Raw genomic sequence first — 22466 nt, forward strand, 5'->3', positions numbered from 1 at the left:
AGTCTTTAGTCTGAAGAAAAAAATAGACTTACGACTACTGGCTTAAATGTCCTGGTAATCTTTGGCAAAGTAATTATCAGCCAAAGGATCAGTTAGGCGCACAAAACGTTTCTCGTTGTGTTTCCATTTCATGCGGAATATGATAACGGCAATACTGGCCCCGATGATATAATTATAACCGATAAAAGCGAACATATCGCCGGGTTCGGCAAGCAATGTGTGCATGTCCTTGCCTTTAAGAATTAACCAGGCAACACTTGTGATGAGGGATATAGCCAACCCGAAAATAAATCCGCCGTCGATAATGCAGTAATTCCACATGCCACGTTTGCGCGAATGCTCCCACTTTTTTACGAAGCTAATGTTGTCGATGTCTTCTTCGGTGAGACCACGGGCTTTGAGCTTTTCGGCCTGAGTTAGTTTGTATTGATAGCGATAATAGCCCTGTACAAACGAGAATGGGAAAAATAAAAGGAAAATGAGATTGCTATGGTCGTAAAAATACAACGTAACAATAACGGCAAGATAAACCAGTTCGGTTTTATAAGTATGTTTCAGATATGTTTTAAAATTGAATTTCATATCTGAAACATGCACTTATATGGTTGGTGTTTGTCCGGCCAGCAGGTAAAGCACTGCCATACGTACGGCAACACCGTTTTCTACCTGGTCGAGAATGATAGACTGTTTGCTGTCGGCTACATCGCTGGTGATCTCCACGCCGCGGTTGATAGGGCCGGGGTGCATTACAGTGATTTCTTTATCTAATGAGTCGAGAATGGTTTTATTAAGACCGAAAAGCATGGTGTATTCCCTCAGAGACGGGAAATATTTAATATCCTGACGTTCCAGCTGAATACGAAGCATATTGGCAACATCGCACCAGTTAAGCGCTTTGATGAGGTTGTGCTCAACTTTTACACCCAATGAGCCAATGTATTTAGGAATAAGCGTGGTTGGCCCGCAAACCATAACCTCGGCGCCTAATTGTTTAAGACAAAGGATGTTGGAAAGTGCTACGCGCGAGTGAAGGATATCGCCCACAATCACCACTTTTTTCCGGCTACATCGCCGTATTTTTCACGGATAGAGAAAGCATCAAGCAAAGCCTGGGTAGGATGCTCATGTGCACCGTCTCCAGCGTTTACAATCTGTGCTTTTACGTGTTTTGACAGGAAGATCCCGGCACCTGCGTACGGATGACGCATTACAACCATATCAACCTTCATGGCCAGGATGTTGTTTACTGTATCGATCAAGGTTTCGCCCTTGCTTACAGATGATGACGATGCCGCAAAGTTGATCACATCTGCCGAAAGCCTTTTTTCGGCCAGCTCAAATGATAAACGGGTACGGGTTGAGTTTTCAAAGAAAATATTGGCGATGGTAACATCCCGTAACGACGGCACTTTCTTGATCGGCCGGTTTAAAACAGATTTAAAAGTATCGGCAGTTTCAAATATCAGCTCAATATCTGCCCGGTTCAAATCTTTTATACCCAATAAGTGTCGTGTGCTCAGTCCTGCCATCTCAGTTATTTTCCTGTTATATTTTATTCCTTGTTGTATTATTAGTTATGTCATTGCGAGGTACGAAGCAATCGCGAACTATGCAGGTTGCTCTGTATAGTATGCGATTGCCGCGCTATCGCTCGCAATGACATATTATTAATTCTATTACTCCTGTACTTCCGATACCAGCACTATCTTATCCTCTCCATCAGTATCCTTCCAGCTAACCACTACTTTTTGTGATGCGATAGAATCAACCTCGATGCCAACATAATCCGCAGACACTGGGATGTGGCGCGAATAGCGGCGGTCAACTAAAGCCAGTAGCTCTATCTTTTCAGGCCTGCCAAATGCCTGCATGGCATCCATTGCGGCGCGAATGGTGCGGCCGGTCCACAGTACGTCATCCATCATGATCACTTTTTTACCTTCAATAATAAAATCTATCTTGGTTTGATTAGGTACGAGTTGTGACTCGCGGCGGCGGAAATCGTCGCGATAAAAAGTGATATCGAGGTCGCCTTGCAGTATATTTTTATCAGGAAGGATCTTTCTTAATTCTTCGGCAACGCGTTTGGCCAAATAAATGCCACGTGGCTGAATGCCAATTAATACTGTATTTGAAAAGTCGTTATGATTTTCAATTAACTGGCGACATAAACGTTGTATGGTAATTTGAAACTTTTGTCCGTCGAGCAGTGTTAGATTTTGCATCGTATGGGTGGATTTGGGCAAAAGTAATAATTTGTTTTCAGTTTTGGAGGATGAGTTTTGAAAGTGGGGAGTTTGAGATTTATCATCCTGAGGAACGAAGGGTCTTCTTCGCCCTGGATAGGCGCACTGTATCTTGCAGAAGATTCTTCGCTATCGCTACCCATGACATAATAAGAATCAAGGTCATGCTGAACTTGTTTCAGCACCCCACTCGCTAAGCGGGCATGTTAAGCAAAGCGGCCACCTGTCCTATGGGATGCCGAAATAAATTCGGCATGACGGTAGGCATATGTTATCTTTCCTTCAAAGGTCGCGGATTTAATTTAATCAGAATGACAGGTGGCTTTTTGAATAAAGAAATTATTTCGATAATTTCTCCAACGCCAACATCGCCCTTTCCGCATCTTTTTTTGCCACAAAAATATGATCATGATAATAAGCTGCTACTACATTACAACTGATATTCTCTTTAGCCAACGCGGTCGCAAAAGCGGCTGTAAGGCCGGTGGCTTCCAGCGATGAATGTATGGTTAAGGTGATCCAGGAGACAATATAGATGTATTCAAGATTTAGCGTGTCGGCTGTTTCTTTTTTAGGATGAGGGTTACCGCTTCCTGTTCTTTAAAAAAGGCTATGATGTCATCGGTATTGATGTTGTTTAATGATGTAGTTGTGCAATAAACATAATCGCCTTCATTAAGCACAGGTGTCATGTTTTTTATCAGGGTGTTGAGGTTGGTTTCTCCGGTGGCCATTATTTATTATATTATCGTGGGTAATTTAAAGCTGGCAAAACCATTCCTACAGCTATGAATACAGAAAATCCAAATAATAGGCTTAGTACGGTAAGATGCATAGAGCTATCGTCCTTTGGCGATTTTGAAAATGATTCCCTTAAATAAATTATTCTTACTATAAATCCTGTGTAGCCTAAGGTGGCTATTACAAGAGAAAATGAAATAACACTCACATAAATAGCGAAAGGAATCATCATACGATTGAAGTTTAGACCAAACATGATAAAAACAATAAGTAACGTTAATAAAAGTAAGATACGGGTGGTTTTAAACGTAAATGTATTTATGATAAAGGTTTTCATCCTATAAATATAAAATTAATAGAGCAAAAAAAGCCCCTCCGGATAACCGAAGGGGCTTATATAAGCTTAAGCTAAAATTATGCTTCTTCTTCAGAGCTGTTAGCAGCAGGTGCAGCCTTGCGGGCTTTGTTTTCTGCACCTTCCATTTGCTCTTTTAATTGAGCTAATACGCTAAGATCGCCTAAAGTTGATTTTTCAACAGAGTCTTTCACTTTTTTCACCGCGTTAGTAGCAGCTTTTGCTTCTTTTTTACGGTTTTCAAATTCCTGTACGCGGGCATCAGCGCGGGCTTCTTCCCAGATACGTGAGTGTGAAATAACGATACGTTTGTTTTCTTTGTTAAATTCAATGATTTTGAATTCAGCAGCTTCTTCAGCTTTTAAGCTCTTACCGTCTTCTTTAACCAGGTGTTTGGTTGGCGCGAAGCCTTCAACACCGTAAGGTAAAGCTACGATAGCACCTTTGTCGGTTACTTTGATAACAGTACCTTCATGGATCGAGTCGATAGTGAAGATAGTTTCAAATGTATCCCAAGGGTTTTCTTCAAGCTGTTTGTGGCCTAAGCTCAGTTTGCGGTTTTCAACATCAAGTTCAAGTACAACCACGTTTAATTTTTCACCAACTTTAGTGAATTCGTTAGGGTGGTTAACTTTTTTAGACCAAGAAAGGTCAGAGATGTGGATTAAGCCGTCGATGCCGTCTTCCAGTTCAACAAACACACCAAAGTTGGTCATGTTTTTAACTGTAGCTACGTGCTGAGTACCAACTGCGTACCTTTCAGCAGCGTTTTGCCATGGATCAGGAGTTAATTGTTTAACACCTAATGACATTTTACGCTCTTCGCGGTCTAAAGTCAATACTTGAGCTTCGATCTCGTCACCAACTTTCAGGAATTCCTGAGGGTTACGCAGGTTTTGTGACCATGACATTTCTGATACGTGGATCAAACCTTCAACACCAGGGATGATTTCAAGGAATGCACCGTAATCAGCAACGGTAACGATTTTACCTTTAACTTTTGAACCAACCTGAATGTCTTCAGAAAGGCTTTGCCAAGGGTGAGGGGTTAATTGTTTCAAGCCCAGAGCAATACGTTTTTTCTCATCATCAAAGTCAAGCACAACAACGTTGATTTTTTGATCCAATGATAAAATTTCGCGTGGGTGCTCAATACGGCCCCATGAAATATCTGTAATGTGCAGTAAGCCGTCAACACCACCAAGGTCAATGAATACACCAAAGTCGGTAATGTTTTTAACGGTACCTTCCAATACCTGACCTTTTTCAAGGCGAGCAACAATTTCAGTTTTTTGGTTTTCCAGATCGTCTTCGATAAGCACTTTGTGCGATACCACAACGTTCTTGAATTCGTGGTTGATTTTAACAACTTTGAATTCCATAGTTTTACCTACATACACATCGTAATCCCTGATAGGTTTGATATCGATCTGTGAGCCAGGTAAGAAGGCTTCAACGCCCATAATGTCAACAATTAAACCACCTTTAGTACGGCTCTTAACAAAACCGGTGATGATTTCATCGTTATCAAGGGCTGAATTAATGCGCTCCCATGATTTTTGAGTTTTTGCACGTTTGCGTGAAAGTACTAACTGACCGTTAGCATCTTCCTGCGATTCAACAAAAACGTCAACTTTGTCACCGATCTTCAGATCAGGTGTGTCACGGAATTCTGATACTGATACTAAACCGTCTGATTTGAAACCTACGTTAAGTACAACATCTTTGTTGTTAACGTTAACAACAGTACCGGTGATGATTTCGCCTTTGGTGATAGAGCTGAAAGTTCCATCATACAATTTCTCAAATTTCTCACGGTCGTCATCGCTGTAGTTACCAAATTTTTTGTCGTCAGCATCCCAGTCGAAATCTTCGCTTGGTGTAGCTGCAATTTTTGATTTGATCTCTTCGATAGAGATTGAATCAGCTTCTGATTCAATAGTTTCCTTTTCGCCAGACGCGTTCACTGTACCCAGTTCAGCTTCTTTCGCTTTTAATTCTTTTTCTGCTTCTTGTTTTTTTGCCATTAAATAATTTTTCTCCTTTTCCCAATTTGTTAATTGGGACTGCAAAGGTACGGATATATTTTATTGAAAAAAGAAATTTTTTAATGTTAATTGCTTATATTTTAGGTGTTTTTATAGGGTTTTAGGATTGTTGAGCAAGTGAAAGTTAACTTAAGGAGGGATTTTACGTTGAGTAAACCATTTGATAACATCGTTTGGTGTGTTATCTGCGCTATAAATTAATGAGTTATAGCAAGTAAAATTTTACGCCTTATCACTCAATTTACCATCTATCTCTTCAAAAATCTGCATAAAATCATTCAGCATTTCTTCGCGGTAACTGCTCAATATTTCGTCCATTATCACCTCTTGCTCTGGTGTGAATGGGTTTTTCCAAACGCGCATACAGATCCGTTTTAACGCGTAGGCAATCTGATGGGTTTCGGCATAGGTATGCAGGTACTGACTTTTTTAAAGCCTTCGTAAAATTTAAAGAAAACGGCAGTATCCTCAAGCCCGGCAAAGGTTAAAAAGCTTCTTATTTTATCTTCCCGGCAACCGGCTAAATGATCGTAAAATTCGGTAACGCTGATTTTGCCGGTGGTAAGCAGCAGGTTATCGATAATCAGCTCAAGTGCAATATGCCCTAAAAAAATGGTTTTACCGGCGAGTTTATCAGGGCAGGGGCCAACAGTTTTTTGAGCTCATGCGAACGGGTGGTAAAAAAAGCAGATAAGTGAAAATACCGGTCGACATCAAGGTGCTTGTTCCATCCGGATATGATCGAATTGACCTCGTTATCAGTATGGTGCAGCTTTTCGGGATGAAGGATAATGTTTTTATCGGCATTCTTCAACAAGTCGGGCAGCACCGTTCCCAGCACGTGGTAACAGTTGGTAGTATCCCTGTCGAAATAAAAATGCGATAAAAAATTCATAAGCCTTGCCTTGCAAAATACCCGGTTTTGCTCAAGATACAAAATATAAGTAATTATTTGAAACAGATTTTACCTGTAGTTAACCTGTTATAGGCACCAATCTTTTCATGTAGCAGACAATTAGATCGAATTGCACGAGTTTTTCAGAGGGTGTCTAAATTAGTGTATCAATTTCATTTATATTTGCACCTTTTTGAAACAGAACTTGATATGAACTTTGTTGAAGAATTACGCTGGCGCGGCATGCTGCATACCGAAATGCCCGGAACCGAGGATATGTTAAATAAAGGTATGGCTTCGGGGTATATCGGGTTTGATCCAACTGCCGATTCATTGCATGTTGGTCACCTTACCCAGATTATGACCCTGATCCACTTTCAGCGCGCGGGCCATAAACCTTATGCTTTGGTTGGTGGTGCTACCGGTATGGTAGGCGATCCGTCGGGCAAATCGGCCGAGCGTAATTTATTATCAGAGGATGTGCTGCAGCATAACCTGGAAGCCGTAAAAAAGCAGCTTACCCGTTTCCTTGATTTTAATACCGGCGCCAACAGTGCCGAAATGGTAAATAATTACGATTGGTTCAAAAACTTTACTTTTCTTGATTTTATCCGCGATGTAGGCAAACACATTACGGTTAACTATATGATGGCCAAAGATTCGGTGAAGAAACGTTTGGAAGGCGACACAGGTATGTCGTTTACCGAGTTTACTTACCAGTTGGTACAAGGTTATGATTTTTACTACCTGTGGAAGCACCATAACTGCTCGTTACAAATGGGTGGCAGCGATCAATGGGGAAACATTGTTACCGGTACTGAGCTAATCCGTCGCAAAGACAGCGGCGAAGCTTTTGCCCTAACTACTAATCTGATCAAAAAAGCCGACGGCACCAAGTTTGGTAAAACAGAAAGCGGGGCAGTGTGGCTTGATGCCGAACGCACCTCGCCATACCAGTTTTACCAGTTTTGGTTAAACACTACTGATGTTGACGCCAAATCATACATCCGCATTTTTACCTTGCTTGATCGTGAGGTTATTGAAGCCATGGAAGTTGAGCATGATGCGGCGCCGCATACCCGCGTATTGCAGAAAGCACTGGCTAAGGATATCACCATCCGTGTGCATGGCGAGGCTGAATACGAGAAGGCAATAAAATCATCAGAGTTTTTATTTGGGAATATCGGGATTGAGTTTTTGAATGAGCTTAGCGATGCGGAAGTGTTAGACTTATTTGCCGGTGTACCTAATTATAATATAGCGTTGAGTGAACTGGAGCAGGGCATTAATGCTGCTGATCTTTTAGCTGCTAAAACAGCTGTTTTTGCCTCAAAAGGCGAGGCTAAAAAGATGATACAAGGTGGTGGTGTTGCTATCAATAAAGTTAAAATAGGTACTGCCGATGATGTTTATAATGCAGATGCTTTGATTGGCGGTAAATTCATCGTAGCTCAAAAAGGTAAGAAGAACTATTTTTTGATAATAGCAGAATAAACTCTTAACCAGACTTACGAAGTTTCCAAAACTTCGTAAGTCTTAAAATTACAGGTCAATGACTTAATGAACAATGACCCCGTGATAAAAAGCGATAGGCTAAAACTTATCGCTTTTTTATTGTCTTTGGTATTGTAAATGCGACAAATGGTAATTATATTTGTACATATGTCGTACAAATCAAAGCCGGATGCTAAAAATGAGGTTAACGAGCCCATGGCAGCTTATGTTGTTCAGGGAGCTATGCCTTCGTTTTATAGTTTATTGAATGGCTCAAAACAGGTAAAAGCATCCTCTGATTTTGATATCATCAGTCTGGCGCGTAAGGGCTTCCCTAAAAGTGCCTTACTTTCCCTGGCAAAAAAATCTCCCTTAATATCCAGGAGCTTGCCAATATACTACATATCTCCGAGCGTACCTTACAGCGTTACGAGGATGATGCCATCATCAGAACCGAATATGCCGAAAAGGCTATTGAGCTTGCACGGCTTTATACCCGTGGTGAGGAGGTTTTTGAATCGATGGATAAATTCAAGATCTGGATCAAAACGCCGTCGTTGGTTTTCAGAGGTGAGGCGCCGGTTACTATTCTGGATACATCTGCCGGCTTTGATATGGTTTTCAAGGAGCTTGGCCGTATTGAGCACGGTGTTTTTGCCTGATGATACTTTACCGCATTGCCAAATGCAATTACGCTGCCGATCTGAGCGGCACCGGAGCACGATTATATGGCGGTCGCTGGAATAGCGAAGGTAAACCGATGCTTTACCTTGCTTCCTCCAGATCATTAGCGGTGCTTGAGGTGTTAGTGCATTTGGATCCGTTGATAATTCCGGGTAATTATTGTATAACCGAAATTGAAGTGCCGGATAGTAAAATAATCACTGTGGAGGCTGAGCAATTACCTGAAGACTGGCGTGATTTATCCGGTCCGGTAATTTTGCGCCAACTTGGCGATGCCTTTCTTAAAAAACAGGAGTATTTATTAATGAAAGTACCATCGTCAATTGTCCCTGCCGAATATAACTATCTGCTTAACCCCTTGCATCCCGATTCTTTTGGAGTGAAACTTTTAAAAAGAGAACCTTTTAGTTTTGACAGGCGGCTTATTTAGCCATTAAGTCATTTTGATAAATCGTCATTAGTCGTTGAGGGGCAGTCATTACATCGCAGCTAACCATACCAAAGAAAAAAGCCACCAGTTATATAACCAATGGCTTTTAATATCTCTTTTTAGATTGTGATTAACCTAAATATGATTTCAATATCTTGCTCCTTGAAGTATGGCGCAAGCGTTGCAGTGCCTTGTCCTTGATCTGACGCACGCGCTCGCGGGTTAAATTAAATTTCTCACCAATTTCCTCTAATGAAAGCGGGTGGTTAGTTCCTAAACCAAAGAACAATACAATGATCTCGCGCTCGCGCTCAGTTAAGGTTGATAGTGAACGTTTGATCTCTTCAGATAATGACTCATTGATCAGGATCGAATCGGTGTTTGGCTCCTGGTTTTCCAGTACATCAAGCAATGTATTCTCTTCACCCTGTACAAACGGTGCATCCATTGATACATGACGGCCCGAGTTACTCAGTGTGTCGGAGATCTTATCAACAGTGGTCTCTAATATATCAGCAAGTTCTTCGGGCGATGGTTCGCGCTCGTACTCCTGTTCAAGCTTTGAAAAAGCCTTGCTGATCTTACTTAACGAACCTACCTGGTTAAGTGGTAAACGCACAATACGCGATTGCTCGGCAATAGCCTGCAATATCGACTGACGGATCCACCATACAGCATATGATATAAATTTAAAGCCTTTGGTTTCATCAAAACGCTTGGCGGCTTTAATCAGGCCGAGGTTGCCCTCGTTAATTAAATCGCCCAGTGTGAGGCCCTGGTTTTGGTATTGTTTAGCAACAGATACAACAAAGCGAAGGTTAGTTTTGGTTAAACGCTCCAATGCCGCCTGGTCGCCCTCGCGGATCTTTTGCGCTAAAATTACTTCTTCTTCGGCGGTTATTAGGTCTACCTTACCAATCTCGTGAAGATATTTATCAAGCGATTGCGACTCGCGATTGGTAATGGACTGCGTTATTTTGAGTTGTCTCATCTATTTAATAAACCTCTCTATTCGTTATATTCTGAATAGAACGTGCAAAGCTAATATTTTGTTTCTAAAATAAAACATATAAATCAGAAATAGCAATACCAGTGTAAAATTTTATATTTAAAATTTTAAATTTATGTATATCGCATAAAATTTATTGTAAAACAATAAATTTATTTTGTTATTTAATAAATATTGTTTTTATTTGAATTGAATTAATATCGTAGTGTAATGAAAAAGGTACGTGCCCTGCAAATACTTGTTTATATAGTGTTTGGTTTGTTTGTTTTTCAGAATATGGCTGCCGATTTCTGGCAGGGGTTTAAGGATGGATACAATGATGGAATGGGTACAATACATGGCGCTAAAAGATACGGGCCAACATTGCAAGTCACTATTGACGGAAGCTTCATTTCGCAAAAAAATGGGGGCGAATTGAAGATAGGTGAAAACTATACTTTAAAGAATATAATTATAAACAGTGATATAGTAGTTAATAATGATAATATATCTGTAAGCTGGCCATTAAACGCGGTTGAAACTGGGCTGATACTTATTACAACTGTGATAGTAATAAGAATAGCCTATCTTATTAATAAGGTTATTGTAAATATTGTAGAAGGTACTTTATTTGAGCAGCGATGTATTAGGCTGATCAAAAGCACAGGGATGCTGTTATTGCTGTTTACATTGACTGATTATATAGGGCAGCAAGTATCCTATCAGGTGTTAATAGCTAAATTGCATGTGCCGCTAAAAATCATCAATACATCGGCATTTAATTTTGGCACGCTGGTATTTGCTATCTTGATATTTATCCTGGCCGAAGCATTTAAGCAAGGGGCGAGGCTTAAAGAGGAGCAAGCTTTAACTATTTAAGTCATGCCGATAATAGTAAATCTTGATGTGATGATGGCAAAACGAAAAATGTCATTAAATGAACTGAGCGACAGGGTAGGGATCACCATATCAAACCTTTCTATCCTAAAAACAGGCAAGGCGAAAGCCATCCGTTTTGAAACACTCGAAGCCATATGTAAGGCGCTTGACTGCCAGCCGGGGGATATTCTGGAATACAAGTGAAAGGTGAAAGGTGAAAGGTGAAAGGTGAAAGGTGAAAGGTGAAAGGTGAAAGGTGAAAGGTGAAAGGTGAAAGGTGAAAGGTGAAAGGTGAAAGGTGAAAGGTGAAAGGGATTATGTTAAATAGAGGTTCTCAAATCTCGTCTATGTTCTCCGCGGCCCGTTCTTATTAATAAACCGATAATCCGGCAAATCGTATAAATTCTGGTTCAAACAAAAAAAGCCGCCCTCAACAGGCGGCTCTCTTCATTAACTATAAAAGCTATTAAACGCTTTTCTCTGCTTTAACAACCACATGAATGCTCATAGGGTGTTTGTTCATTTCTTTTTGAATCCTGGCGCTGGTTGCAGCCGAATGGCTGTTCAGGTGCGGGGCAATAACCAGTGAAACTATCGACATTAACTTAATAAGGATGTTCATGGATGGGCCTGAAGTATCTTTAAACGGATCACCTACAGTATCACCTGTTACTGATGCTTTGTGCGGTTCCGATTTTTTGTAGAAGATCTCGCCATTGATATCGCAGCCTTTCTCAAATGATTTTTTGGCGTTGTCCCATGCACCACCTGCATTGCTTTGGAAAATCCCCATCAATACGCCCGATACGGTAACGCCTGCCAGCAAGCCGCCTAACACTTCGGGGCCAAAGGCAAAACCGATGATGATAGGGGTGATCAGCGCGATTAAACCAGGGGCAACCATTTCGCGGATAGATGCTTTGGTAGATATGGCCACGCATTTTTCGTATTCTGGTTTACCCTCGTAAGTCATGATACCCGGAATTTCGCGGAACTGGCGCCTAACTTCTTCTACCATGGCCATGGCGGCCCTGCCCACGGCTGCTATCGCCAAGGCAGAAAAAATGAATGGAATCATTCCGCCAACAAACAGACCTGCCAATACATTGGCTTTATAAATATCAATATGTTCAATGCCTGCAACGCCCACAAAAGCCGCAAATAAGGCTAATGAAGTTAATGCTGCTGAAGCAATGGCAAAACCTTTACCTGTAGCGGCTGTAGTGTTACCAACAGCGTCCAGGTTATCGGTACGGTGGCGTACTTCTTCGGGCAGGCGGCTCATTTCGGCAATACCGCCGGCATTATCCGCAATAGGCCCAAAAGCATCTATCGCCAGCTGCATGGCCGTTGTTGCCATCATACCGGCGGCGGCGATAGCTACACCATATAAACCGGCAAAGTAATATGACCCGTAAATACCCGATGCCAAAACAAGGATAGGCAGTACAGTTGATTCCATACCTACAGATAAACCGCCGATGATATTGGTAGCGTGACCGGTTGACGACTGCCTGATAATGCTCAATACCGGGCGTTTACCCATGGCGGTGTAGTACTCGGTTATAATCGACATTAAAGTACCTACTACGAGGCCAACCAATATCGATCCAAAAACACCGTTTTTTGTAAAAGGTATCACGTCAGTTTTTACTACCCCGTTAACTTCATCACGTACCATGTGAAATTCTGTCCGAAGGTAACATCCATTGAACAACAAAATAAGTAGCTACAGCAGTTAGTATAATTGATGCCCAGTTACCTATGTTCAATGCTTTTTGCACACTGTCGGTTTCTGATTTGATTTTCACCATAGCCGCGCCCACTATCGAAAATATCAAGCCAAGGCCGGCAATTACCATTGGCAGCAATACGGGGGCAATACCACCGAATTTATCGTGTGATACGATTTCACGGCCCAGCACCATAGTAGCCAGCATAGTAGCTACATATGAGCCAAAAAGGTCGGCACCCATACCTGCAACATCGCCTACGTTATCACCTACGTTATCGGCAATGGTGGCCGGGTTGCGCACGTCATCCTCGGGGATACCGGCTTCAACTTTACCAACAAGGTCAGCACCTACGTCGGCCGCTTTGGTGTAAATGCCACCGCCAACACGGGCAAACAGCGCTATGGATTCTGCACCTAATGAAAAACCGGCTAAAACGTCAAGCGCTTTTGCCATGGCTTCGCCGTTAACACTGCTGCCTGCTACTTTAACAACATAAAACTGATAAAAAACAATAAAAAGCGATCCTAAACCAATAATAGCCAAACCGGCCACACCCAGGCCCATTACGGTTCCGCCGGTAAACGATACTTTTAAAGCTTGTGCCAAACTGGTCCGTGCGGCCTGTGTGGTTCGTACGTTAGCTTTGGTAGCAATACGCATCCCCAGATAACCTGCAAAGGCAGATAGAAACGCGCCTATCAGAAATGATATGGCAATAACAGGACTTGAAGTAGCAACCGTTGTGCCCGACCATGCCAGCAAAATACCGGCAACCACAACAAATCCGCCTAATATTTTCCATTCGGCACGTAAAAAGGCCATAGCGCCATCTGCAATGTAACCGGCAAGCATGGCCATGTCGCCGTCACCGGCGTTTTGTTTGGTAACCCAGGCGGCTTTAATAGCCATAACAAGGATCCCGATAAGCCCCAAAACAGGAATTAAATAAATTAAATAATTGTTCAGAAAATCCATATCACAAATTTGGTTTAATAAAGTAGTACTGCTTGGTTTAACAGTGTGTAATAACAATTGGTGATTGCAAAATAGTAATTTTATTTATTTACTATAGTGATCGTTAATATTAAAGTTTTTTGAATAGTTTAGAGATTTAAACCCTAAAACAATATATGGCGAAAAACTCATCGCAACCAAAAATGAAACATGAGCTTAGCTTGCTGGACGGTACCATGCTGGTATCAGGATCCATGATAGGCTCAGGTATTTTTATTGTTAGTGCAGATATTACCCGTAACGTTGGCTCGGCTGGCTGGCTGATAGCTATCTGGGTTATCACCGGTTTCATGACCCTTACCGCGGCCCTAAGTTATGGCGAATTGAGCGGTATGTTTCCCAAAGCTGGTGGCCAATATGTATATTTAAAGGAGGCTTACAACAAGCTCGTCGCTTTTTTATATGGTTGGAGCTTTTTTGCAGTGATCCAAACGGGCACTATCGCGGCGGTGGGGGTGGCTTTCAGTAAATTCACCGCCTATTTAATACCTGCTTTTAGCGAGGATAATATATTATGGAAGTTGCAAACCGGGGCAACATCAACGGGTGATGCGAAGTTTTTTGCTATAAGTGCCGCCCAGGTGGTATCTATTATATTGATCATTATCCTTACTTATGTAAATACCCGCGGGGTAAAGGGCGGAAAGGTTATTCAAACCGTTTTTACTTTAACCAAGCTTATCAGTCTTTTTGGTCTTATAATTTTTGGCCTTTTTGCTTTTAAAGCAGATATATGGCATGCCAACTGGACAAACGCGTGGGATTTGCATAACCTAAATAAAGACGGCAGCATTACTACTCTCACCACAGGTACAGCACTTGGCGCTATTGCCGCAGCCATGGTTGGTTCTATCTTTAGTAGCGATGCCTGGAATAGTGTGACCTTTGTTGCCGGCGAAATGAAGAACCCGAAACGCGACGTTGCTTTAAGTATGATGTGGGGTACTATCATTGTGACTTTTATTTACGTGATGGCCAATGTGGTCTACACTGGCGTATTGTCATTACATGAAATTACTGTTGCCGATAAGGATAGGGTGGCTGTAGCTGCTTCACACGTTATTTTTGGTAACGTGGGCACTTACATAATTGCCCTTATGATCATGGTGTCAACGTTTGGCTGTAATAACGGTTTGATCCTTTCGGGGGCGAGGGTTTATTACACTATGGCCAAAGATGGTCTGTTTTTCAAGAAAACAGGCAGCCTGAATAAATTTGGTGTGCCACAGTTTGGTTTATGGATCCAGTGCGTAGTTGCCTCGTTACTTTGTCTGAGTGGTCGTTATGGCGATTTGCTGGATATGATCTCATTTGTGGTAGTGGTATTTTATGTACTGACTATATTGGGCATATTTATTTTACGTGCTAAACTCCCTGATGCCGAACGTCCTTATAAAGCTATAGGTTATCCCATTTTGCCTGCACTTTACATTGTCATGGGGATTGCATTTTGTATTTTGTTGCTTGTTTATAAACAAAGCTTTACACTTATCGGGCTCGGAATTGTGCTTATAGGTTTACCGATATATTATATTTCGCAACGGAACGTTAAAAAACAGGATGAGGCGCTTACTGGTAATTAGTTTTTTATTTATAGGAGAGTCTGTTGCGGCGCAAACGCTTCAGCAAAAAATATCAAATGCTTTTGGGAGGTTGCAGGCGGATAGCCAGTGCAATTATGCTTCAGTATCATTAACCGTACTTGATGCCAAAACCGGGGAACAGGTGTTTGGCGGTAACCCTAACATGGGTTTGGCTACCGCTTCAACGCTTAAAACCATTACCAGTATTACGGCTTTTAATATTTTAGGTCCCGATTTTCAATATCAAACGCAATTAGGTTATACCGGCGAGATTGGGGCCGATGGCACCCTGACCGGAGATATCATCATTAAAGGTGCTGGCGATCCAACCCTGGGCAGCTGGCGTTATGAGCAAACCAAAGAGGGGCGTGTAATAGCCCTTATGGCCGATGCCCTGCAAAAGGCCGGGATCAAAAAAGTTAACGGCCGCATCATTGGCGATGACAGCATCTTCGGTACACAATCCATCCCCGAAGGCTGGATCTGGCAGGACATCGGTAACTATTACGGAGCCGGTACATCGGGTCTTTGCTGGCGCGAAAATCAATTTGATATAAAGCTGCGTACGGGTGCGGTTGGTAGCCAAGTTGGCATATCGCGTACTATTCCGCTGATGCCATACCTTGCATTTAAAAGCGAGTTGACAAATGGTTCTGCCGGATCAGGCGATAATGCTTATGCTTTTTTACCGGTTGACAGTAAAGTAATATATCTGCGTGGTACTTATGCCATTGATCAGGATAAGAAAAGTATTTCGGCGGCCTTACCCGATGCTGCTTATGATGCTGCGTTGCGGCTCAATGATACGCTGAGGGGTTTAGGTATCATTATCGGTAATGAGCCGGAATCAGCCAATACGTTGAGCGCTAAAAACCTGCCATTGCCTGTAATTGCTAAAAATCTGGCAACTATATCATCACCAACTTTAAGCAAAATAGTTTACTGGCTTAATCAGAAAAGTATTAACCTTTACGCTGAGCAACTGCTCAAAACCATAGCCTGGAAACAGGGACGCAAGCCTACAACGGCAAATGGTGTGGATGAGGTACAAAAGTTTTGGGCGGCCAAAGGTATAGATACCCGCAGCATGAATATTTACGACGGCAGCGGCCTTTCGCCCGGTGACAGGGTAACTACGTTAACGCTGGCCCGCATCCTGCAATCGGCAAAGAAGGAAAGCTGGTTTGCTGATTTTTATACAAGTCTGCCGGTTTATAATGATATGAAAATGAAAAGCGGTAGCATCAACAATGTGTTGTGCTATGCCGGTTATCAAACCAAAAACGGGCGAGAGCTTTGTTTTTCTATCATGGTTAATAATTTCAGCGGCCCGAGCCGTGGTATAAAGGAGAAAATGTTCAGGGTGTTGGATGAATTGAAGTAGTAAGAGTTTACAGGAATAATTTTGATGATTTGACGTTATATAGTGAACTTAATACTATAAACCTCATCATGAAAATATTAACCTTAGCTCCCCACAAACCTATTACCTACGCTCCTGGATTAATTAGCCTGGTTTTACTTCCTGTGCTTTGCGTGCTTTTCTTTCACCAGCATAAAGTGTTTACACAACGGAACTGCATTGATTTGGTAATGTTTGATCCTTCGTGGCCCAAACTGACACCTTCAGAACATAAGGTTAGTTTTCCGCCCGATAGAAGTTTTATCGATGTTAACCTCAATGGAGATCCTGCGAGTGACAGGTCATTGCTTGACTTTGCCCGTATGGAGATCCGTACCATGCTTAAAACCAGGAATACCACGCTTGGCATACGCTTTCATTTTGGCAATAAATCGCGATATTGGACATATGTGAATGCGCTTGATATTTGTTATACTGAAAAGGTGCAGTCATGGATGGCTTATCAGGATTATATTTACGTTGTATATGTAAAACCCCGATATTAGTACAAGTTGAAGAACATATAAACCAATGAAAAAACTCAATATCCTTTTACTTGTGATAGCATCATTCGTTGCCTGCAAAAGCAAAACCAGCTCAAATGATGATGTCCAGTCCATCAAATTTAAGTTCACAGAGCTTGGCCGCGAAACTCAGTTCAGGATCACCTGCGATAAGTTTGATTATTACTTCCCCGAAGGGAAAGAAAAAACTTTAACAAAAAGCCGGGAATTGATAGTGTTATGCAATTGCTAACCGGTATGAAGATGGTGAGTGACGGTACAGAACCGGACGTGCGCGGGAAGATCTATATTACACACACTACCAAAACCGTTGATACCGTATGTGTTGGCGCTAAAGCACTCAGCTACAAAGGTACAACTTATGAAACGCCACAGGAGCTGTTGGTGTTGATACAAAAATAGGTTGCACAGGGGTGCAAATGGTTTGTTGTAATCAAATCATTACTTAGGGAATGAGCAGGATCATCTAAAAATAGCAGCGGTCAGTTTTTCATTTTGGCCAGCCGTTCGGGCGAAAGCACGGTGATCTGGCTTCCTTTTTTATCGATTAGGTTTTCATCTTTAAAATCGGTAAGGGTACGGCTCACAGTTTCAGTTGCCACACCGGCCATAGCAGCAAGGTCTTCCCGCGAAATTTTGAAATCCCCACCCTGCTGTTTATGCAGTCGCACCAGGGTATCGGCCATCCTTTTCCGTACTGAGTTATACGCAAGCTGCAATAATTGCTCTTCCCGGTCGCGGATATGATTAGAAAGCAGTTTGATAAACTCACGCGCAATATCAGGGTATAAATTGAGCAAGTTGTCTAATTGATCTTTAGGGATCAGGCACAGATGGCTGTCCTCCATGGCGGTCGCTGTGTCGATATAAGCCTCGTTCGAAAGTAGAGCATTTACGCCAAGGTATTCCTCGGCAGAGTGGATGGCGGTCATCAACTCACGGCCATCGTTTGCCAGTTTAACGGTTTTAACCCTGCCTTTCAATATCAGGTACAAGCCATTTCCCTTATCACCATCATAATAAATTACCTGGTCTTTTTTAAACAGGCGTACCTTGCGTTCGCCAATAATACGTTTAAGTTCAGCGAGACCGCTGTTCTTCGATACAATTGAATTTAGGTTTTCGAGCGATTGACTATAAAAGCATTGCTGGGCAGTTTTTTTCCTGAGCCTGCTTTCAATGGCGTTCAGCAGTTCAATATCATCAAAAGGCTTGGTTAAGTAATCATCGGCACCCATTTCCATACCTTTACGTTGGTCAATCCGTTCGGCCTTTGCGGTTAAAAATATAAAAGGTATGGCGGCAGTTTCGGGATTTTTATTCAGCATAAATAAAACGCCATAACCATCAAGTTCGGGCATCATGATATCGCAAAGTATTACATCGGGCAGGTTGTTAACGGCCAGTTCAATACCGGTTTTACCATTATCGGCTTCAAATACCGTGTAACCGGCCAGCCCCAGTATTTCTACCACGTTTTCGCGGATATCGTTGTTATCTTCGATGATAAGGATTTTTTGGTTCATGATGCGGGAAATGAAATGGTGAATGAAGTACCCTCGTTTACGTTACTTTGAAAATCAACCCTGCCGTTCATAAGGGCAGTGTACCGGGCCACAATATTAAGGCCTAAACCGGTACCCGCGATATTGCCTGTATTGTGCGCTCTGAAAAATGCCTCAAATAAATGCTTCTGGTCGCTTTCGGGAATGCCTATGCCATTATCTTTTACAGTAATGGAACAGCCGGAAGCATTTATTTCGGTACTAAATTCAATAAAACTGTCCTCGCCCGAATATTTGATGGCGTTTGTGATGAGGTTGATGATGCAGTTTTTGAGCAGATTAATATCGAGGTAAACCATACTATCTGTACCTGTATGCTGATAAAGGATATTTTGGTTTTGCTTGGCCATAATCTGCATTTCTTCAGTTAGCTCTTCGGCCAGCTTAACCAGGTCAAACCTGGTGTATGATGGTTCAATACGCCCGGCTTCCAGTTTTTCGAGCGAGAGAAAATCATTCAGAATGGTAGTGAGGTTGCCAACGGCGTTTTTGATTTTATTAACATGCTTGCTGATCTGCAGGCTGTGCAAAGGCTCGGCATATTTATCAATGAGCGAGGCTGATAATTGAACAGCGCTTAGCGGCGTACGAAACTCATGCGATGCCATGGATACAAAACGGCTTTTCAATTGCCCCAGTTCTTTCTCTTTCTCGAGAGACTGGCTTACTTCCTCCTTGGTTTTTTGCAGTTCAACAACAAATTGTTTCAAGGAGAGGGTGCGTTCCTCTACCACCTCCTCCAGGTGTGATGTGTATTCCTTCAGCTTATCTTCAGCTTCCTTCTCACGGCTAAGGTCGTGTATAAAGCCGGCATATATTTTACGTCCCGAAAAATTTACGTCACTAACCCCAAGTCTGAACGGGAATTGGGTGCCGTCTTTACGCAAGCCTGTTACTTCACGACCTATACCAATGATATGTGGTTTACCGGTAGTTTGATATCGATTGATGTAATGATCATGCTCCTGCCTGTAAGGCTGGGGCATCAGCATCGATACATTTTTTCCGATAACTTCATGAGGTTCATATTGAAATAACTTGCAGGCCGATGGGTTAATAGATTCGACAATCCCCCGTTCATCGATAGTAATAATGCCATCGATAGCATTTTCAATAATCGCTTTTAATAAGGCAGCATTTTCCATAGATGAGGTTTGAGATATTTATCTGCTTTTGCAAATATCAAATTTGATATGGATTTTTTACACCTAAAGATGGTATATCTTAATTAAAATTAAAATTAGGCCTTTTTTGTAAGAGGAAAGTTACCGGTAGTTAACTTTGAGTTTATCTGCTTAGGCGTTATTTGCGCCTTGTTAAAAAACAGCTCAATGAAAAAACTCCTGCTACTAACTATGCTTGGATTAGGTGGTTTAAGCGCCTTTGCACAAACCCAGGCCCCTGTTAAAAATGCCCCGACAGATTATGTAAAGATTAAAAACTACGGCCTGCTGACTTTATTTGAGCAGGATGCCGAAGTAAGCAATTTACTTAAAAACGATCCTGAACTGGCACAGCTCACTCAGAAAAAGCTAAGCGCCCTTAGCACTTCTCTTACTGATTGTAAAGACGCGGCGTGCTTAGTAACTGCGGTAAAACTAACTGATGAGGACATCAAAACCGTAAGCGACCGGCTTGCAGCACTATATAAAACAGGTAACGCGTTTGACAGGATGGTTAAATCGAAACTGATCCCATCGGGCCTTTATAGCTTGTATAAAAAACTATCGCCAGAGCAATTGCTTATAAAAGCATGGGAGCAGGACGCAGGTAGTATTAATTACACTATTGGCATTTATGCTGAAGGCAAAAAGCCTAACTATCCGCAAATAGATTCTATTAGCTATAATGTTAAAGCGAGGGCATATTATACCCTGATGTATGATGCTTCCGCTACATTGTTGGGTGATATTAAAGGAACAAAGCTGTTTTTTGAACCCGCTACGCAGGCAGCCCTGCTTTATCTGCAGATCAACGAAAGGCAGGATCCAGCCAATTACGAGCCTATGGAGTTAGGTAGCAATAAGGCTGCCGTAACCCGTATCAAAACCATTAAATGGGCCGATTATCCTTATTCAAATATTCTTGTACCCGGCGCTGGTCCGGATAATTTAACATCGCCATTGAGCGGTGAGGGGATGCTGCGCTGCAGACTGGCGGTACAGGAATATAAGGCAGGCAAAGCGCCGTTTATCATTGTATCGGGCGGCAATGTGCATCCATATAAAACAAAGTATAATGAAGCCGAGGAAATGAAAGTTTATTTAGTAAAAACCCTTCACATTCCTGAAAATGCGATCATCATTGAACCTCATGCACGTCATACCACAACAAATATGCGTAACAGCGCGAGACTGCTTTATAAATATGGTATCCCTGCCGATAAGCCCGGAATTGTGGTAACCGATAAATCACAAACCGATTTTATAATGAATATGGATGCCCGCTGCCAAAAGGAACTGAACTATGTGCCATATAAACTGGCCAAGCGTAACTCCGAAACCGAAGTTGAATATTACCCGGTAGAAGAAGCCAAACAAATTGATCCTGACGAACCCCTTGACCCTCGTTAAGAAAGCCGAAAGCGGAATGAGCAAAGCTTAAAGCTGTGGTCTGATCATTCATGTAATATTTTATTAAACTAATGCAAAAACTTACTTTAACTATGGTAGCTGCTGTTTTAGGTATCGGCAGCATCACCACCGGTACCATTGATCATAAGCTTAACCGGGCCATAACTATCGACTCGTTGGGCGCCTGCCAGGGTATTTCATACCAAAATGGTCGCATATTTTTATATGGCGACAGGGAAGTTGGAATGATCCGGGAGTTTAAGTTGGAAAATGATAGCCTGGTATATCTGCATAAGGAATATAAGCTAACCCAAAACGGGCAGGATATTATTAACCACCCTACCGGCATAGCCTATAACAATGATAGAGGCCCAACCTTTATAGGCAACTCTATCCGATTGAATGCGGCGGGTAGCCAGTGGAGAGCGGTTATTTATAATGTAAACTGGAAAGGCTTGCTTAAAACCGGTACGCTTGATGGTAACTTAATTAATACCATTGAGGATGATGCCTGTATCCAGGGCACCCGTCCGGAATATGTAAAGTATAATAATAAGTGGTATGTAGCCACTGCAGATTATGGTGATCACGGCAACGAAGTGCGTTTATACGACCCTGAAAAGCTGGCCAAAGCCAAAAGCACGAAGGAACCTGGTGTGCTTTACAAAAAATTTACGTGTACACCCTGGGTACAAAATCTGTTTTGGAAGGCTGATAAAGGCGTTTTAGTATTGATCCAGAATAAGCTTGAGGGCAGGCAATGGCGGCTTACTTATGTTGATCTTAAAAAATCAATAGAGGCCGGTAAACAGGTGGTGCTAAGCCAGGTTGATGGTATTGACAGAGGCGATGAGTTGGAAGGTTTTTCCCTGCTCGGTGGTGGTGAGAAAGGGATAGCCGTAACCTCCTCACGGAAAAATAACGTGAATTTTACCACTACTTCATGGTAGTGTTAAAAAACGGGCTAAAGCAAAAAAATCTGCAAATAGGCAAGTATTTTTCTATTTTTTGTTTAATGTAAATTTAACACTAAGGTATCCTTTGGTTAAGATAACAGGTTTAGCTTTGCTGTCATTATTACAATATTAATAACTTTATATTAATATTATTTAATGATAACGCAATAATAATTATTAAATTATTAATCTTTGGCTCATGTCTTTAAAAATATCGCCTATGTAACATAACTTCAACTTAACATCGGGCCCGGCGATAAAACTAAGAACCGGTGAATGCGCTAACACTCACCCGGTCCGGGATAATTGTCAAATAACTCAAAAGCGGTCCAAGGCTTTAAGTCATTTCTTTC

General features: G+C 42.0%; 23 protein-coding genes and 2 pseudogenes. 12 read left to right on the top strand and 13 right to left on the bottom strand.

The features are described from left to right. Nucleotides 1-42 precede the first annotated feature (42 nt). The 9 genes and pseudogenes from ACQ86K_RS06995 to ACQ86K_RS07035 all read right to left on the bottom strand — a co-directional run bounded on the left by ACQ86K_RS06995 (nt 43) and on the right by ACQ86K_RS07035 (nt 6285). On the bottom strand, nt 43-582 hold the full coding sequence (locus tag ACQ86K_RS06995; protein WP_143020688.1) for a hypothetical protein: 540 nt from the start codon (nt 580-582) through the stop codon (nt 43-45). A 15-nt stretch (nt 583-597) separates the two neighbouring features. Continuing rightward, nucleotides 598-1529, bottom strand: a pseudogene (locus ACQ86K_RS07000) (aspartate carbamoyltransferase catalytic subunit). Between the two features lie 147 nt (nt 1530-1676). Continuing rightward, the gene (gene pyrR, locus ACQ86K_RS07005; RefSeq protein WP_090531558.1) at nt 1677-2225 is read right to left on the bottom strand and encodes a bifunctional pyr operon transcriptional regulator/uracil phosphoribosyltransferase PyrR; all 549 of its coding nucleotides are present in this window, start codon (nt 2223-2225) and stop codon (nt 1677-1679) included. 360 nt (nt 2226-2585) lie between these two features. After that, entirely contained in the window at nt 2586-2783 is a 198-nt protein-coding gene (locus tag ACQ86K_RS07010; RefSeq protein WP_431200811.1) for an ACT domain-containing protein, read from the bottom strand. An 11-nt stretch (nt 2784-2794) separates the two neighbouring features. Next, nucleotides 2795-2980 carry an ACT domain-containing protein gene (locus tag ACQ86K_RS07015; RefSeq protein ID WP_431200067.1) on the bottom strand — a complete coding sequence of 62 codons (186 nt, stop codon included), beginning with the start codon at nt 2978-2980 and terminating at the stop codon, nt 2795-2797. A gap of 11 nt (nt 2981-2991) precedes the next feature. After that, nucleotides 2992-3324: a hypothetical protein gene (locus tag ACQ86K_RS07020; protein ID WP_091163070.1), complete on the bottom strand. Its 333-nt coding sequence runs from the start codon at nt 3322-3324 to the stop codon at nt 2992-2994. 77 nt (nt 3325-3401) lie between these two features. Further along, nucleotides 3402-5369 (bottom strand): 30S ribosomal protein S1, encoded by a 1968-nt coding sequence (gene rpsA / locus ACQ86K_RS07025; RefSeq protein WP_091163071.1) that lies wholly within the window; start codon nt 5367-5369, stop codon nt 3402-3404. 243 nt (nt 5370-5612) lie between these two features. Continuing rightward, nucleotides 5613-5753, bottom strand: coding sequence for a hypothetical protein (locus ACQ86K_RS07030; RefSeq protein WP_431200068.1), 141 nt, complete (start codon nt 5751-5753; stop codon nt 5613-5615). 241 nt (nt 5754-5994) lie between these two features. Beyond that, entirely contained in the window at nt 5995-6285 is a 291-nt protein-coding gene (locus ACQ86K_RS07035; protein ID WP_431200069.1) for a hypothetical protein, read from the bottom strand. 210 nt (nt 6286-6495) lie between these two features. Here ACQ86K_RS07035 and tyrS point away from each other — a divergent pair, with 210 nt between their 5' ends. The 3 genes from tyrS (at nt 6496) to ACQ86K_RS07050 (ending at nt 8893) form a co-directional block, all read left to right on the top strand. Next, nucleotides 6496-7779 (top strand): tyrosine--tRNA ligase, encoded by a 1284-nt coding sequence (gene tyrS / locus ACQ86K_RS07040; protein ID WP_091163073.1) that lies wholly within the window; start codon nt 6496-6498, stop codon nt 7777-7779. Between the two features lie 404 nt (nt 7780-8183). Next, nucleotides 8184-8441: a type II RES/Xre toxin-antitoxin system antitoxin gene (gene parS, locus ACQ86K_RS07045; protein ID WP_431200812.1), complete on the top strand. Its 258-nt coding sequence runs from the start codon at nt 8184-8186 to the stop codon at nt 8439-8441. After that, nucleotides 8441-8893, top strand: coding sequence for an RES family NAD+ phosphorylase (locus ACQ86K_RS07050; protein ID WP_091163074.1), 453 nt, complete (start codon nt 8441-8443; stop codon nt 8891-8893). Before parS ends, ACQ86K_RS07050 begins: the two co-directional genes overlap by 1 nt. Before the next feature lie 130 nt (nt 8894-9023). Here ACQ86K_RS07050 and ACQ86K_RS07055 read toward each other — a convergent pair whose 3' ends face one another. After that, nucleotides 9024-9884 carry a sigma-70 family RNA polymerase sigma factor gene (locus ACQ86K_RS07055; protein ID WP_090466905.1) on the bottom strand — a complete coding sequence of 287 codons (861 nt, stop codon included), beginning with the start codon at nt 9882-9884 and terminating at the stop codon, nt 9024-9026. A gap of 228 nt (nt 9885-10112) precedes the next feature. On the opposite strand from ACQ86K_RS07055, the gene ACQ86K_RS07060 reads away from it, so the two are divergent. Further along, a complete protein-coding gene (locus ACQ86K_RS07060) occupies nt 10113-10760 on the top strand; it encodes a DUF2975 domain-containing protein (RefSeq protein ID WP_091163075.1) in 648 nt (215 codons plus the stop codon). 3 nt (nt 10761-10763) lie between these two features. Beyond that, nucleotides 10764-10964, top strand: a complete 201-nt coding sequence (locus tag ACQ86K_RS07065) for a helix-turn-helix domain-containing protein (RefSeq protein ID WP_091163076.1) — start codon at nt 10764-10766, stop codon at nt 10962-10964. A 262-nt stretch (nt 10965-11226) separates the two neighbouring features. On the opposite strand, the pseudogene ACQ86K_RS07070 reads toward ACQ86K_RS07065, so the two are convergent. Continuing rightward, nucleotides 11227-13471 (bottom strand): annotated as a pseudogene (locus ACQ86K_RS07070) (sodium-translocating pyrophosphatase). Between the two features lie 155 nt (nt 13472-13626). Here ACQ86K_RS07070 and ACQ86K_RS07075 point away from each other — a divergent pair. The 5 genes from ACQ86K_RS07075 (at nt 13627) to ACQ86K_RS07095 (ending at nt 17421) form a co-directional block, all read left to right on the top strand. Further along, entirely contained in the window at nt 13627-15093 is a 1467-nt protein-coding gene (locus tag ACQ86K_RS07075; RefSeq protein WP_091163078.1) for an APC family permease, read from the top strand. Further along, nucleotides 15071-16477 (top strand): D-alanyl-D-alanine carboxypeptidase/D-alanyl-D-alanine endopeptidase, encoded by a 1407-nt coding sequence (gene dacB, locus ACQ86K_RS07080; RefSeq protein ID WP_091163079.1) that lies wholly within the window; start codon nt 15071-15073, stop codon nt 16475-16477. The genes ACQ86K_RS07075 and dacB overlap by 23 nt, the downstream gene beginning before the upstream one ends. Before the next feature lie 68 nt (nt 16478-16545). Then, nucleotides 16546-17001 carry a hypothetical protein gene (locus tag ACQ86K_RS07085; RefSeq protein WP_091163080.1) on the top strand — a complete coding sequence of 152 codons (456 nt, stop codon included), beginning with the start codon at nt 16546-16548 and terminating at the stop codon, nt 16999-17001. Nucleotides 17002-17026: 25 nt separating this feature from the next. Next, nucleotides 17027-17251 (top strand): hypothetical protein, encoded by a 225-nt coding sequence (locus tag ACQ86K_RS07090; RefSeq protein WP_431200070.1) that lies wholly within the window; start codon nt 17027-17029, stop codon nt 17249-17251. Continuing rightward, nucleotides 17239-17421, top strand: coding sequence for a hypothetical protein (locus ACQ86K_RS07095; protein WP_431200071.1), 183 nt, complete (start codon nt 17239-17241; stop codon nt 17419-17421). Before ACQ86K_RS07090 ends, ACQ86K_RS07095 begins: the two co-directional genes overlap by 13 nt. Nucleotides 17422-17501: 80 nt before the next feature. Here ACQ86K_RS07095 and ACQ86K_RS07100 read toward each other — a convergent pair whose 3' ends face one another. Together ACQ86K_RS07100 and ACQ86K_RS07105 are read right to left on the bottom strand one after the other, a co-directional pair. Further along, nucleotides 17502-18545, bottom strand: coding sequence for a response regulator (locus tag ACQ86K_RS07100; RefSeq protein WP_091163082.1), 1044 nt, complete (start codon nt 18543-18545; stop codon nt 17502-17504). Further along, nucleotides 18542-19729, bottom strand: coding sequence for a PAS domain-containing sensor histidine kinase (locus tag ACQ86K_RS07105; RefSeq protein ID WP_091163083.1), 1188 nt, complete (start codon nt 19727-19729; stop codon nt 18542-18544). Before ACQ86K_RS07105 ends, ACQ86K_RS07100 begins: the two co-directional genes overlap by 4 nt. 186 nt (nt 19730-19915) lie before the next feature. Between ACQ86K_RS07105 and ACQ86K_RS07110 the strand changes: the two genes are divergently transcribed. Together ACQ86K_RS07110 and ACQ86K_RS07115 are read left to right on the top strand one after the other, a co-directional pair. After that, nucleotides 19916-21157 (top strand): YdcF family protein, encoded by a 1242-nt coding sequence (locus ACQ86K_RS07110; RefSeq protein WP_091163084.1) that lies wholly within the window; start codon nt 19916-19918, stop codon nt 21155-21157. 71 nt (nt 21158-21228) lie between these two features. Next, nucleotides 21229-22107: a hypothetical protein gene (locus tag ACQ86K_RS07115; RefSeq protein ID WP_091163085.1), complete on the top strand. Its 879-nt coding sequence runs from the start codon at nt 21229-21231 to the stop codon at nt 22105-22107. The last annotated feature ends 359 nt before the right edge of the window (nt 22108-22466 follow it).

This window comes from Mucilaginibacter sp. P19, assembly GCF_050632265.1.
GTDB lineage: Bacteria > Bacteroidota > Bacteroidia > Sphingobacteriales > Sphingobacteriaceae > Mucilaginibacter > Mucilaginibacter gossypii.